16 protein-coding genes are annotated in these 13,272 nt (G+C 57.0%); 7 read left to right on the top strand and 9 right to left on the bottom strand.

Annotation, left to right across the window (positions count from 1 at the left end):
• The first annotated feature begins 22 nt into the window (after positions 1-22).
• Together diaA and dolP are read left to right on the top strand one after the other, a co-directional pair.
• Positions 23-613, top strand: a complete 591-nt coding sequence (gene diaA / locus AC22LX_RS12795; protein ID WP_015369544.1) for a DnaA initiator-associating protein DiaA — start codon at positions 23-25, stop codon at positions 611-613.
• Positions 614-622: 9 nt separating this feature from the next.
• Entirely contained in the window at positions 623-1,198 is a 576-nt protein-coding gene (dolP, locus tag AC22LX_RS12800) for a division/outer membrane stress-associated lipid-binding lipoprotein (RefSeq protein WP_045394929.1), read from the top strand.
• A 166-nt stretch (positions 1,199-1,364) separates the two neighbouring features.
• Here the strand turns inward: dolP and AC22LX_RS12805 are convergent, their stop codons facing one another.
• Together AC22LX_RS12805 and AC22LX_RS12810 are read right to left on the bottom strand one after the other, a co-directional pair.
• A complete protein-coding gene (locus tag AC22LX_RS12805; RefSeq protein ID WP_045394930.1) occupies positions 1,365-2,408 on the bottom strand; it encodes a permease in 1,044 nt (347 codons plus the stop codon).
• Positions 2,409-2,480: 72 nt separating this feature from the next.
• Positions 2,481-3,128, bottom strand: a complete 648-nt coding sequence (locus tag AC22LX_RS12810; RefSeq protein WP_063447628.1) for an NAD(P)H-binding protein — start codon at positions 3,126-3,128, stop codon at positions 2,481-2,483.
• Positions 3,129-3,256: 128 nt separating this feature from the next.
• Between AC22LX_RS12810 and AC22LX_RS12815 the strand changes: the two genes are divergently transcribed.
• Complete coding sequence (locus tag AC22LX_RS12815; RefSeq protein ID WP_015703592.1) at positions 3,257-3,775, top strand: type 1 glutamine amidotransferase domain-containing protein; 519 nt, start codon at positions 3,257-3,259, stop codon at positions 3,773-3,775.
• Here AC22LX_RS12815 and AC22LX_RS12820 read toward each other — a convergent pair.
• On the bottom strand, positions 3,755-4,198 hold the full coding sequence (locus AC22LX_RS12820; protein ID WP_045394932.1) for a YhbP family protein: 444 nt from the start codon (positions 4,196-4,198) through the stop codon (positions 3,755-3,757). The genes AC22LX_RS12815 and AC22LX_RS12820 overlap by 21 nt on opposite strands.
• Before the next feature lie 49 nt (positions 4,199-4,247).
• On the opposite strand from AC22LX_RS12820, the gene AC22LX_RS12825 reads away from it, so the two are divergent.
• Positions 4,248-4,538 carry a GIY-YIG nuclease family protein gene (locus AC22LX_RS12825; RefSeq protein ID WP_162184076.1) on the top strand — a complete coding sequence of 97 codons (291 nt, stop codon included), beginning with the start codon at positions 4,248-4,250 and terminating at the stop codon, positions 4,536-4,538.
• On the opposite strand, the gene AC22LX_RS12830 is transcribed toward AC22LX_RS12825, so the two are convergent.
• Both AC22LX_RS12830 and ubiT read right to left on the bottom strand, forming a co-directional pair.
• A complete protein-coding gene (locus AC22LX_RS12830) occupies positions 4,525-5,028 on the bottom strand; it encodes a GNAT family N-acetyltransferase (protein ID WP_045394934.1) in 504 nt (167 codons plus the stop codon). The genes AC22LX_RS12825 and AC22LX_RS12830 overlap by 14 nt on opposite strands.
• Positions 5,022-5,546, bottom strand: coding sequence for a ubiquinone anaerobic biosynthesis accessory factor UbiT (gene ubiT / locus AC22LX_RS12835; protein WP_015369536.1), 525 nt, complete (start codon positions 5,544-5,546; stop codon positions 5,022-5,024). Before ubiT ends, AC22LX_RS12830 begins: the two co-directional genes overlap by 7 nt.
• Before the next feature lie 221 nt (positions 5,547-5,767).
• On the opposite strand from ubiT, the gene ubiU reads away from it, so the two are divergent.
• From ubiU to AC22LX_RS12850, 3 genes are all read left to right on the top strand, one after another.
• Positions 5,768-6,763: a ubiquinone anaerobic biosynthesis protein UbiU gene (gene ubiU / locus AC22LX_RS12840; RefSeq protein ID WP_045377933.1), complete on the top strand. Its 996-nt coding sequence runs from the start codon at positions 5,768-5,770 to the stop codon at positions 6,761-6,763.
• Positions 6,764-6,768: 5 nt separating this feature from the next.
• Positions 6,769-7,647 carry a U32 family peptidase gene (locus tag AC22LX_RS12845; protein ID WP_047044826.1) on the top strand — a complete coding sequence of 293 codons (879 nt, stop codon included), beginning with the start codon at positions 6,769-6,771 and terminating at the stop codon, positions 7,645-7,647.
• Between the two features lie 88 nt (positions 7,648-7,735).
• Complete coding sequence (locus AC22LX_RS12850; protein WP_045394935.1) at positions 7,736-8,743, top strand: luciferase-like monooxygenase; 1,008 nt, start codon at positions 7,736-7,738, stop codon at positions 8,741-8,743.
• Between the two features lie 44 nt (positions 8,744-8,787).
• Here the strand turns inward: AC22LX_RS12850 and mtr are convergent, their stop codons facing one another.
• From mtr to nlpI, 4 genes are all read right to left on the bottom strand, one after another.
• Positions 8,788-10,032 carry a tryptophan permease gene (gene mtr / locus AC22LX_RS12855; RefSeq protein ID WP_063447629.1) on the bottom strand — a complete coding sequence of 415 codons (1,245 nt, stop codon included), beginning with the start codon at positions 10,030-10,032 and terminating at the stop codon, positions 8,788-8,790.
• A 144-nt stretch (positions 10,033-10,176) separates the two neighbouring features.
• Positions 10,177-12,111 (bottom strand): DEAD/DEAH family ATP-dependent RNA helicase, encoded by a 1,935-nt coding sequence (locus AC22LX_RS12860; protein ID WP_015369531.1) that lies wholly within the window; start codon positions 12,109-12,111, stop codon positions 10,177-10,179.
• Positions 12,104-12,184, bottom strand: coding sequence for a protein YrbN (yrbN, locus tag AC22LX_RS12865; protein WP_086538083.1), 81 nt, complete (start codon positions 12,182-12,184; stop codon positions 12,104-12,106). The genes AC22LX_RS12860 and yrbN overlap by 8 nt, the downstream gene beginning before the upstream one ends.
• A gap of 103 nt (positions 12,185-12,287) precedes the next feature.
• Positions 12,288-13,172, bottom strand: a complete 885-nt coding sequence (gene nlpI, locus AC22LX_RS12870) for a lipoprotein NlpI (protein WP_020077841.1) — start codon at positions 13,170-13,172, stop codon at positions 12,288-12,290.
• Positions 13,173-13,272: the final 100 nt, after the last annotated feature.

Consider the following 13,272-nt stretch of genomic DNA (forward strand, 5'->3'; position numbering starts at 1 on the left):
ATTATCAGATTTAAGGGATCCCGTGCTCGACAGAATTAAAGCCTGCTTTACCGAAAGCATTCAAACCCAAATCGCCGCCGCGGAAGCGCTCCCGGACGCCATCTCGCGAGCGGCTATGACGCTCGTTCAGTCGCTGCTTAACGGCAACAAAATCCTCTGTTGTGGTAATGGCACCTCCGCCGCCAACGCACAGCATTTTGCTGCCAGCATGATCAATCGTTTCGAAACAGAGCGCCCTGGTTTACCCGCCATTGCACTAAATACCGATAATGTGGTCTTAACCGCAATCGCCAACGATCGCCTGCATGATGAAATCTACGCTAAACAGGTGCGCGCGCTGGGTCACGCCGGCGACGTACTGTTGGCGATTTCTACGCGCGGCAATAGCCGGGATATCGTGAAAGCCGTGGAAGCGGCGGTCACCCGCGATATGACTATCGTGGCGTTAACTGGTTACGACGGCGGCGAGCTGGCTGGCCTGTTAGGTCAGCAGGACGTTGAAATCCGCATTCCTTCGCACCGCAGCGCGCGGATCCAGGAAATGCACATGCTTACCGTCAATTGTCTGTGCGATTTGATTGATAACACGCTTTTTCCACACCAGGACGAATAAGGAGAACACATGAAGGCTCTCTCGCCCCTCGCCATCCTGCTTTCTGCGCTACTGCTACAGGGCTGCGTCGCCGCAGCGGTAGTCGGTACGGCAGCCGTCGGCACCAAAGCGGCAACGGACCCGCGTACGGTGGGTACGCAGGTTGATGACAGCACCCTGGAGCTACGCGTTAACAGCGCCTTAGGGAAAGATGAACAGATTAAGAAAGAAGCGCGTATTAACGTCACCGCTTATCAGGGTAAGGTCCTGCTGACCGGCCAGTCGCCGACCGCCGATCTCTCCTCTCGCGCCAAACAAATCGCGATGGGAGTTGAAGGGACTACCGAAGTCTTCAATGAAGTGCGTCAAGGCCAGCCGATTGGCTTAGGCACCGCGTCGTCGGATACCTGGATCACCACCAAAGTTCGTTCCCAACTGCTGGGCAGCGATCAGGTGAAGTCTTCCAACGTGAAAGTGACGACCGAAAACAGCGAAGTGTTTCTGATGGGCCTGGTCACCGACCGTGAAGGCCGCGCGGCGGCGGATATCGCCAGCCGGGTAAGCGGCGTGAGCCGCGTCACCACCGCGTTTACCTATCTTAAATAAACGTTATCTAACCCGGCTGGCGCTTCGCTAAGCCGGGCTACCAAATAGCGCTGCGCTGTAGCCCCGGTAAGCGGCAGTATAAATTAAAGGCAGGCCGCACGGACCGTAGGCCGGGTAAGGCGCAGCCGCCACCCGGCACAAAATCCGGCGCCCCGCTCCGGATAAATTACACCAGCGCCAGCGCGCCGACGATCGCCCCGCACAACGCCACCAGCCCGCCGGTTAGCCACAGCGCTTTAGCCGGGAACGCCTTACGCAACATAACCAGCGACGGTACGCTCACCGCGGGCAAGGTAATCAGCAGCGCCAACGCCGGCGCGGTGCCCATTCCAGCCAGCATCATCGTCTGCACAATCGGAATTTCCGCCGCCGTCGGGATAACGAACAGGCAACCGGCTATCGCCATTGCGATCACCCAGAACAGCGTGTTATCGACCGCGCCCTCGGCATGCGGGAACAGCCAGACCCGCGCCGCGCCCAGTACCAGCACCGCGAGGATGTAAACCGGGATCGTACTCCAGAACAGCGACCACAGCGCGCGCAGCCAGCGGTTGATAAAACTGCCCTCATCATTCTTCAGTTGGCTAACGTCTTCTGCCGCTACCGGCTGCGTCGCCGCCTCTTTTACCCATTTTTGCACCAGCGTCGCCACCACCAGCACCGTCGCCAGCCCGGCCACCAGCCGGATCAGAGCAAACTGCCAGCCAAGCACGAAACCCATAAAAACCAGCGTCGCCGGGTTCAGCAGCGGGTTGCCCATCCAGAACGCCAGCGCCCCGCCCATCGACACCTGCTGTTTACGCATTCCGGCGGCAACCGGCGCGGCGCAGCAGGTACACATCATCCCCGGTAGCGAAAAAATTGCTCCCAGCAGCGTACCCTGAAAACGAGATTGCCCAAGCGTGCGCAGCAGCCAGTCGCGGGGGATCAGCACCTGAATAAGCGAACCGAGCAGCACGCCGAGCGCCGCCGCTTTCCAGACCGCGAGGAAGTAAACCATCGCGTAATCCCATGCCGCCTGCAGCGGGTTTACATCAGCCTGGGCGAGAATAGATTTACCGATACTGTGGGTTTCCGCGGCCGTAAAGGCTTTACCGTAATACGGCTGCCATTTGACGTACCACAGGCCAACGATAACGACGAGAAAGAACAGTGCGGGTTTCCACCATTGAAATGGTGATGCCGCCTGAGATGAAGACTGACCAGCCATAGCATTCCCCAGGGAGAAGAGATAATAAATAAGGAGGTGAATACTACGCCTGCCGTCCAAATTTGAAAATGATTAATCCGCCTGCCGGGCGGCGCGTTCCCGTAGCTGAGACGAGGTCAGGATCTGGACGCCTTCATGGCTCGGCGCCAGCGCCTCGGCCAGCAGAGCCGTCGCCACATCGCGGGCCTGAATGGCTTTCCAGTCTCCAGGCAGAAAACGAAATAGCGGTGCAAAGAGCGTTTCATTGGCGCGTTTATGCTCCCGATCGCCCAGTAACATCGAAGGACGGGCAATGGTCAGTCGCGGCCACTCCTGCGCAATCAGCGCCTCTTCCATTTCTCCTTTCACGCGGTTATAGAAGAAGGGCGAATGCGAATTGGCGCCCATCGCGCTGACCACCAGCATATGTTGCGCCCCGAGGCGCTTCCCGACCAGCGCCGTATCCACCACCAGCGTATAGTCAGCATGCACAAACGCTTCTTTACTCCCCGCTTCCCGTCGCGTGGTGCCCAGGCAGCAGAATACGATATCGACAGGATCAACCACCTGCGCCAGTGCATCGGTCAACTCCGGATCGTGTGGATTGAATATCCCCTCCGCCGGAGCAAGCGGACGGCGCGTTGGCGCAGCAATCGCGCTAATACGCGGCTCACTCTGTAGCAGACGAAGTAAGTGCCCACCAACTAAGCCAGTCGCGCCGGTTAATAATACCTGACTCATCAAATCTCCTTTGCAGAATTGTCTGCCTTGCACTTTGCCCCACATGTTCCAGGCTTAATAGCTTACGAGGTAAGTATCCACCATCATCATGGAAATGCCTCATTCACTGCCAAAAGATCGGAGGAAGAATGAGTAAAAAGATTGCCGTACTAATCACCGACGACTTCGAAGATTCTGAATTCACCTCACCTGCCGAGGCTTTTAAACTTGCCGGGCATCAGGTCGTGACAATTGAGAAACAGGCGGGAAAAACGGTAAAAGGGAAGCAAGGCGAGGCTGAAGTGGCGATCGACAAAGCGATTGATGACGTGACGCCGGCGCAGTTTGACGCCCTGTTGCTGCCTGGCGGCTATTCACCGGACCAGTTGCGGGGTGATGAGCGCTTCGTCACTTTTACTCGCGACTTCGTGAATAGCGGTAAACCGGTCTTTGCCATTTGTCACGGCCCGCAGTTACTCATCAGCGCAGACGTCATTCGCGGGCGTAAGCTCACGGCGGTTAAACCCATCGTGGTCGACGTGAAAAACGCCGGCGGTGAGTTTTACGATCAGGAAGTGGTGCTTGATAACGATCAGTTAGTCACCAGCAGAACCCCGGACGATCTTCCGGCGTTCAATCGCGAGGCGCTACGCCTGCTCGGGGCTTGAGTCGCGCAGCCAATATAGCTTTTTGCCAAAACCCAGCGTGTTGTCGGTAAATTTAAGCTCGTCGGGACGGATCTCCCACACCGGCGCCGACAACATGCGGGCGACAGGAAAGCGTTTAACGTAGCGTTTTCGCATCTCAGCCTCTTCGTCACCGTGAAGGCGGCGGATCTCCCCCTTAAACTGCACGCCGCGGATTAAGGCAACGGTCTTTGGCTGGCCGTTGACCGTCCCGGCGACCTTCGCGCGTTCGCCGGTCATCTGGCCGTGACGGGTTTTTTCGTCGCTCAGCAGATAAAAAACGACGTTATCCGGGTCGTAAACGTAAAACGCATTGGCGCACCACAGCTCGTCATCACGTGCGACGCACCAGGTGATGACGTGTTGTTTACCCAGCCAGCGGCTAATCGCGGCAAGCGTATCCATCTTTATTCTCCATTATGCTATGGTGCACACACCCTAACAGACTGACGTTATTACCGTGTGCTGGTTTCTCTATCTTATTCGAACCGCTGATAACCGCCTGTATACCGGCATCACCACCGATGTTCCGCGCCGCTTTCTTCAGCATCAGGAAGGCAAAGGAGCGAAAGCGCTGCGCGGCAAAGGCGAACTGGCGCTGGCGTTTTGTCAGAAAGTTGGTGACCACTCACTCGCTCTGCGGCTGGAGTATCGCATCAAGCAGCTAACGAAGCGCCAGAAAGAGCGCCTCGTTGCCGGGGATGGTTCGTTCGAGACCCTGCTGGAGGGGCTCAGAAGCGATTGAAATGATCGCTGTACTCGACCAGACCGTGTACGCCCTGCAGCGCGTCATCCGCCAGACGGTGCACCTGGAAGGCTTCAGCGGTGTCCGGCCAGCGGCAGCGTAAATCGAACGCGGCGGCGGGTTCAAAGCCTAAACGGCCATACAGCGCCGGTTCGCCCAGCGTAACCACCGCGGCGTAGCCAAATTCATTTAATGAATCCAGCCCTTCGTAGACCAGCTGTCGGCCAATACCCTGGCCGCGATAGCTTTCATCTACCGCCAACGGCCCCAGACCGACCCACTGCAGCTCTTCGCCTTCGACGGTGACCGGGCTAAAGGCGACGTAGCCCACCACCTGGCCTTCATCGTCAGTGGCGACTAAGCCCAGCGTGATCAAACCATCTTCACGCAGATCGTGCACCAGCTTCGCTTCCGCGTCGCTGCCGAACGTACGGCGCAGCAGCGCGTCGATACCCGGCGCATCAATCCCAATTTCCACTCGAATCAGCATGCCTCACCTACCGATGTCTGTTCAGGTTTCTGCGGGCTCTTCAGGCCTGCTTCGACAAAATCCGCCATCTGCAGCAGCATGACCCGCAGTGCTTTCGGCATCTGCTCCAGCTCGATGGCATCCATCAGGTTCTTCACGTATAGACCCAGCTCAGTATCACCTTCAATCACCAGACGACGCTGGAAGAATAGCGTATCCGGATCCTGTTTACGCGCGGCAATCATCAGCAGATCGCTGGCATCGGCGCTAAAGCTGACGTCGGCGTCAGCCTGCTGGCTGACCACCAGGCGACCATCGACTACCGAGGTATACCACAGCAGGCCAATATCGCGCACATTAATACTTAACCAGCGACCTTCGAGAAACTCCAGTTCTCCATCCGCCAGCGCCTGGCGAAATTGCCAGCTCAATACTTGTTCCAGCACCTGGCGCTTGAGGGCAAAAGGCGCCAGCTTAACCGGCACGCTCATTAAAGACGGGCCAAAACGGACCAGCCGGGAACGCAGTTCATCCAACACAAGCTTCACTCCATGCATGCAATAGTTTCGCTATTGTGCCATATCAAATAAACGACATAGCGGCGTAAATCAACAAAATCGCGATGATGGTCGCCAGCTATTGAGCCCACCAATACGCTTTTAACTGCCTCAAATCAAAAATTGTCACCAGAAGGTTAACTAAAATCCCAGCTCGTTAACCATTTTGCGTCCCTGACCGGCCGCGTTTTTCAGGAAAAATTATGGAGCTGCTCTGCCCCGCCGGTAACCTCCCGGCACTTAAGGCGGCCATCGAAAACGGCGCCGATGCCGTGTATATCGGGCTGAAAGATGACACCAATGCCCGCCACTTTGCCGGCCTTAATTTCACCGAAAAGAAATTGCAGGAAGCCGTCAGCTTTGTGCACCAGCATCGCCGTAAGCTACATATCGCGATTAACACCTTCGCCCATCCCGACGGTTATGCCCGCTGGCAGCGTGCTGTGGATATGGCCGCGCAATTGGGCGCCGACGCGCTTATCCTCGCCGATATCGCCATGCTGGAGTACGCCGCGGAACGCTATCCGCACATTGAACGTCACGTTTCAGTGCAGGCGTCCGCCACTAACGAAGAGGCGGTGCGTTTTTATCACCGCAACTTTGACGTTGCCCGCGTCGTACTGCCGCGGGTGTTATCCATTCACCAGGTGAAACAGTTAGCCCGCGCCACGCCGGTGCCGCTGGAAGTCTTCGCCTTCGGTAGCTTATGCATCATGGCGGAAGGCCGCTGCTATCTCTCGTCGTATCTCACCGGCGAATCGCCAAATACCGTCGGCGCCTGTTCGCCCGCGCGCTTCGTCCGCTGGCAGCAAACGCCGCAGGGTCTGGAGTCACGCCTTAACGAAGTGCTGATCGATCGCTATCAGGATGGCGAGAATGCCGGTTATCCGACGCTGTGCAAAGGCCGCTACCTGGTCGACGGCGAGCGCTACCACGCGCTGGAAGAACCCACCAGCCTCAATACCCTGGAGCTGTTGCCAGAACTGATGGCCGCCAATATCGCCTCAGTAAAAATCGAAGGCCGTCAGCGCAGCCCGGCATACGTCACCCAGGTAGCGAAAGTCTGGCGTCAGGCGATCGACCGCTGTAAAGCCGATCCGCAGAATTTCGTGCCGCAATCCGCATGGATGGAAACCCTTGGTTCGATGTCCGAAGGAACGCAAACCACCCTTGGCGCCTATCACCGTAAATGGCAGTGAGAAACATGAAATATTCATTAGGGCCGGTGCTGTACTACTGGCCAAAAGAGACGCTGGAAGATTTTTACCAGCAGGCGGCAAACAGTAGCGCTGACACCATTTATCTGGGCGAGGCGGTGTGCAGCAAGCGCCGCGCCACTAAAGTCGGCGATTGGATCGAAATGGCGAAAGCGCTGGCCGGTAGCGGCAAGCAGGTGGTGCTCTCCACCCTCGCGCTGGTGCAGGCCTCCTCCGAACTGGGCGAGCTGAAGCGCTATGTCGAGAATGGCGAATTCCTGATTGAAGCCAGTGACCTCGGCGTGGTCAACCTCTGCGCCGAACGCAAGTTGCCCTTCGTCGCCGGTCATGCGCTGAACTGCTACAACGCCGTCACTTTGCGCCTCCTGCTGAAGCAGGGCATGACGCGCTGGTGCATGCCAGTGGAGCTTTCCCGCGACTGGCTGGCTAATTTGCTGACCCAGTGCGAAGAACTGGGCATTCGCAACCAGTTTGAAGTCGAAGTGCTGAGCTACGGCCATCTGCCGCTGGCTTATTCCGCACGCTGCTTTACCGCCCGCTCGGAAGACCGGCCAAAAGACGAATGCGAAACCTGCTGCATCAAGTATCCAACCGGGCGCAGCATGCTGTCGCAGGAGAACCAGCAGGTGTTTGTGCTTAACGGCATTCAGACGATGAGCGGCTACGTCTATAACCTTGGCAACGAGTTAACCTCGATGCACGGTCTGGTGGATATGGTGCGCCTGTCGCCGATGGGCAGCGAGACCTTCGCCATGCTCGACGCCTTCCGCGCCAACGAAAATGGCGCTGCGCCGCTGGATCTCACCGCCAACAGCGATTGCAACGGCTACTGGAAACGGCTGGCCGGGCTGGAGCTGCAGGCGTAAGGTGAAGTGTAAAAGCTCACTTTGTTAACAACGGTTATTAATTTTTAATGCACTATTAAAAGATTCACCGTCGACAAAGTGAGCTGTTATGACTGATAAAACCATTCCGTTCTCGGTGCTCGATCTGGCGCCGATCCCGCAGGGATCTTCGGCTAAAGAAGCCTTCTCCCACTCTCTCGCTCTCGCCCGGCTGGCGGAATCCCGCGGCTACCACCGTTACTGGCTGGCTGAGCACCATAATATGGTGGGCATTGCCAGCGCGGCGACTTCGGTGTTGATTGGCTATCTTGCCGCCAATACCACCACCCTGCATCTGGGCTCCGGAGGCGTGATGTTGCCTAACCATTCGCCGCTGGTGATCGCCGAACAGTTCGGCACCCTGAATACGCTGTATCCCGGACGTATCGATCTCGGCCTTGGCCGCGCGCCGGGCAGCGATCAGCCGACCATGCGCGCGCTGCGTCGCCATATGAGCGGCGATGTCGATAATTTCCCGCGCGATGTGGCGGAGCTGGTGGACTGGTTTGACGCCCGCGATGCTCATCCGCAGGTGCGCCCGGTTCCCGGCTATGGCGAACGAATTCCGGTGTGGCTGCTGGGCTCAAGCCTGTACAGCGCGCAGCTGGCGGCGCAGCTTGGTCTGCCGTTTGCTTTCGCCTCTCACTTCGCGCCGGACATGTTATTCCAGGCGCTGCATCTGTATCGCAGCAATTTCAAACCTTCGGCGCGGCTCGAAAAACCGTACGCGATGGTATGCATCAATATTATCGCCGCCGATAGCAATCGCGACGCGGAGTTCCTCTTTACTTCGATGCAGCAGGCGTTCGTTAAGCTGCGCCGCGGCGAAACCGGGCAGTTGCCGCCGCCGGTGGAAAATATGCATCAGCTCTGGTCAGCGTCCGAGCAGTATGGTGTGCAGCAGGCATTAAGCATGTCGCTGGTTGGCGATAAAACCAAAGTTCGCCACGGGTTAGCGTCGATTCTTCGCGAAACGGAAGCGGACGAAATCATGGTTAACGGCCAGATCTTCGACCACCAGGCGCGCCTGCATTCCTTTGATTTAGCGATGCAGGTGAAAGAGGAGTTGTTAGGTTAGTGACGCGGTAAGCCCGGTGCGCGTCACGCCACCGGGCGATGCGGTTATTGATAAACCGGCAACAGATTAAAGCTCGACAGGAAATGCACCACCGCGTTGCCGAGCCCGAACAGCAGGATCAGCGTAATCATCGGTTTTCCGCCCCAAACGCGGAACTGTGGGCTACCGAAGCGTTTACGCGAAGCGCGGGCCAGCAGCGCCGGCACAATCGCCGCCCATACCGTCGCCGCCAGACCGGCATAGCCGATGGCGTAAAGGAAGCCATCTGGTTTCACCAGCCCGCCGATCATCGGCGGGATAAAGGTCAACAGCGCGGTTTTAAAGCGTCCCATCGCGCTATCGTCAAAGCCAAACAGATCCGCGAGATAATCGAACAGCCCCAGCGTCACGCCGAGGAAGGAACTGGCGACGGCAAAGTTGGAGAACACCATCAGCAGCAGATCCAGACCGCGGCTATTCAGCACGCCGCTCAGCGCCTGCACCAGCACATCAATGTTGCCGCCCTTCTGGGCGATACCGATAAACTGCGGACGAGGGATATTACCCATCGTCACCAGCAGCCAGACCACATACAGACCCAGCGCCAGCAGCGTACCGTAAATCAGACAGCGGGTAATGGTACGCGGATCCTTACCATAATATTTCATCAGGCTCGGCACGTTACCGTGATAGCCAAACGAGGCCAGACAGAACGGCAGCGTCATCAGCAGGTATGGCGCATAGGAGGCATTCTTCTCCACGACGTTAAACAGCGTCGTCGGCTCGACGTGCCCCAGCAGGCTGCCGAAGGTCAGAAAGAAGGTAATCACCTTAGCGCCCAGTACGATAGCCGTCATGCGGCTTACCGCTTTCGTGCTCATCCAAACGATAAAGGCCACCAGCAGCGCGAAGCCGAAGCCCGCAGCGCGCGCGGGTACGTTCAGCGACATTTCACTGAAGGTGTGGTGCAGGATCGAACCGCTCGCCGAAATATAGGCGTAGGTCAGGATATACAGCACAAAGGCGATCGACACGCCGTTTACCAGGTTCCAGCCTTTGCCGAGCAGGTCTTTGGTAATGGTGTCGAAGCTGGAGCCAATCCGGTAGTTAAGGTTGGCTTCCAGAATCATCAAACCGGAGTGCAGCATGCAGAACCAGGTAAAAACCAGCGCCGCCAGCGACCAGAAGAACCACGCGCCGGACATAACCACCGGCAGCGAGAACATGCCCGCGCCAATAATTGTGCCGCCGATAATCACCACGCCGCCAAATAAAGACGGTCGGGTGGCCGTAGTGGTTAGTGTCGCCATTTGCCGAAATCTCCAGTCGAAAATACTTCGCTCACGTTGAGCATGACGCACTGTACCAGTACACGAGTACAAAAGAAATAAAAAAAGCCCCAATCATGACGATCGGGGCTGTATTATTTACTTTACGCTAGCGGATTGCGCTTATTACGCATCGCCACCGAAACGACGACGACCCGCGGAATCATCACGGCGCGGCGCGGAAGCATCGTCACGACGCGGCGCGCGGCCGCCTTCACGACGTTCGCCGCTGAAACGACGACCTTCACCACGACCGCCTTCACGACGTTCGCCACCGAAGCTACGACCGCCTTCACGACGCTCGCCGCCGAAGCCACGACCGCCTTCACGACGCTCGCCGCCGCCACGACGTTCGGTGCGCGGCTGCGCATCGCCCAGCAGCTGCATGTTCATCGGCTTGTTCAGGATGCGGGTACGAGTAAAGTGCTGCAGCACTTCGCCCGGCATACCTTTCGGCAGTTCGATGGTGGAGTGAGAACCGAACAGCTTGATGTTACCGATGTAACGGCTGCTGATGTCGCCTTCGTTAGCGATCGCGCCAACGATATGACGAACTTCAACGCCGTCATCACGGCCCACTTCAATGCGGTACAGTTCCATCTCACCCACGTCACGACGCTCACGCTTCGGACGATCTTCACGATCGCCACGCGGGCCGCGGTCATTACGGTCGCCACGGCGTTCGAAACGGTCATCACGATCGCGGAATTCACGACGCGGACGCATCGGCGCATCCGGCGGAACGATCAGAGAACGTTCGCCCTGGGCCATTTTCAGCAGCGCAGCGGCCAGCGTTTCTACGTCCAGCTCTTCGCCTTCCGCGGTCGGCTGGATTTTCGCCAGCAGCGCACGGTACTGGTCCAGATCGCTGCTTTCCAGCTGCTGCTGAACTTTAGCGGCGAATTTCTCCAGGCGACGTTTGCCCAGCAGTTCTGCGTTCGGCAGTTCTACTTCAGGGATCGTCAGCTTCATCGTACGTTCGATGTTACGCAGCAGGCGACGCTCACGGTTCTCAACGAACAGCAGCGCGCGACCCGCACGACCCGCACGACCGGTACGACCGATACGGTGAACGTAAGATTCGGAATCCATCGGGATGTCATAGTTAACAACCAGGCTGATGCGCTCAACGTCCAGGCCGCGGGCCGCAACGTCGGTGGCGATCAGGATGTCCAGACGACCGTCTTTCAGGCGCTCCAGGGTCTGCTCACGCAGCGCCTGGTTCATATCGCCGTTAAGCGCGGCGCTGTTATAACCGCTACGCTCCAGCGCTTCTGCCACTTCCAGGGTCGCGTTTTTGGTACGCACGAAGATAATCGCCGCATCAAAGTCTTCCGCTTCCAGGAAACGCACCAGCGCTTCGTTTTTACGCATGCCGTAAGCAGTCCAGTAGCTCTGGCTGATGTCCGGGCGCGTGGTGACGCTGGACTGAATGCGCACTTCCTGCGGCTCTTTCATGAAGCGGCGGGTAATGCGACGAATCGCTTCCGGCATAGTGGCGGAGAACAGAGCGGTCTGATGACCTTCCGGGATCTGCGCCATAATGGTTTCTACGTCTTCGATAAAGCCCATGCGCAGCATTTCATCTGCTTCGTCCAGTACCAAGCCGCTCAGTTTAGAGAGATCCAGCGTACCGCGCTTCAGGTGGTCCAGCAGACGACCCGGGGTACCGACAACGATCTGCGGCCCCTGACGCAGGGCGCGCAGCTGCACGTCATAACGCTGGCCGCCGTACAGGGCAACCACGTTTACGCCGCGCATATGTTTAGAGAATTCCGTCATTGCTTCAGCAACCTGTACCGCCAGTTCGCGGGTCGGCGCCAGCACCAGAATCTGCGGTGCTCTCAGCTCAGGATCGATGTTGTTCAGCAGCGGTAAAGAGAACGCTGCAGTCTTACCGCTACCGGTCTGGGCCATACCCAGAACGTCGCGGCCGTCCAGCAGATGCGGAATGCACTCAGCCTGGATCGGAGATGGTTTTTCGTAACCCAGATCGTTAAGCGCTTCAAGGATAGGAGCCTTCAGGCCCAGATCTGCAAAAGTGGTTTCGAATTCAGCCATGTAGTACGTGTGCCTCAAAATTAATGGCGGCCAGTCTACATAACTCATCGTGAAAATTTAGAGTAATTTTCATTGAAAAGTGTGAACCGGCTCAAAGTAGGTGTATTAACGAACAACAACGCCCTCACCCGCGAAGGTGATGGCAATCAAAAAATGGGCTGATGTGTGTTCGTCAGCTATTGCTGGTCCGATTCTGCCAGGTCATCTTGCTCCTGGCCCAAGAGCGATAATTCCAACAATGCGTATCGGTGCTCAACGTAGTTATGAACGTTGTTAGCGACCGCCAGTTTGAACAGTGCCGTAGCGCTGTCCTTGTCCCCCAGACTTAGGTAGTACTTACCTAAATAGAAGTTGGTTTCACTGAGATGCTCAGCGAGCGAGGTGTTATCCGTTGCGTCTGCCTTCAGACGGGTCATCAGCTCTTTTTCGCTAATGTCGCCAAGGTAGAACTCGACAATGTTCCATCCCCATTGCTCTTTATCCGACTTGTTGAAGCGCTGTTTCAGTGCTTCAAGCGCCTGCTTCTCATCAAGCTTACGCTCGGCGAGGTATAACCACAGACTGCGGAAAGGATCATTGGGATCGTCTTGATAAAACGCCAGCAGATCATCTTGCGCTAACTTAGCACGGCCACCGTAATACAGAGCGATGCCGCGGTTTAAGTGCGCGTAGTTGTAAGTTGGATCAAGCTCAAGTACAGAATCAAACGCTTCATAGGCAGCATCAAAATTGCCTGCCTGCGTTAAATAAATGCCTAAGTAATTGAATACTTCAGGCATATCAGGTCGGATTGCCAGCGCTTGTGAAAAATCATTTCGCGCTAATGCCCTCAGACCGAGACTATCATACAACACTCCGCGCTCATATAAAAGCTGTGCGCGTTCGTCATCGGTTAAAGCCCGACTGGCAAGAATTTGTTCCATGCGCGCCAGAATCACTTCTTGCTGCAAAGTCGGTTGCAATGGTACCGCGAGGACGGCGTCCTTACGCCAGGCAGAGTTGCTGCATCCTGCCAGCGTGAGAGCTGTCGCCACGAAACACCAGCGCAGAAAAGGCTTCATTTCCCACTCCCGAAGACAACGATTGGATGAACGTCCAGTTCCCCGGCTGCAAAAAGGCATCCTGCCCGGAATAGACCCTCCGCCGAAGCGGAGGGCAATC

The sequence above is a fragment of the Klebsiella sp. PK01 genome, assembly GCF_057624675.1.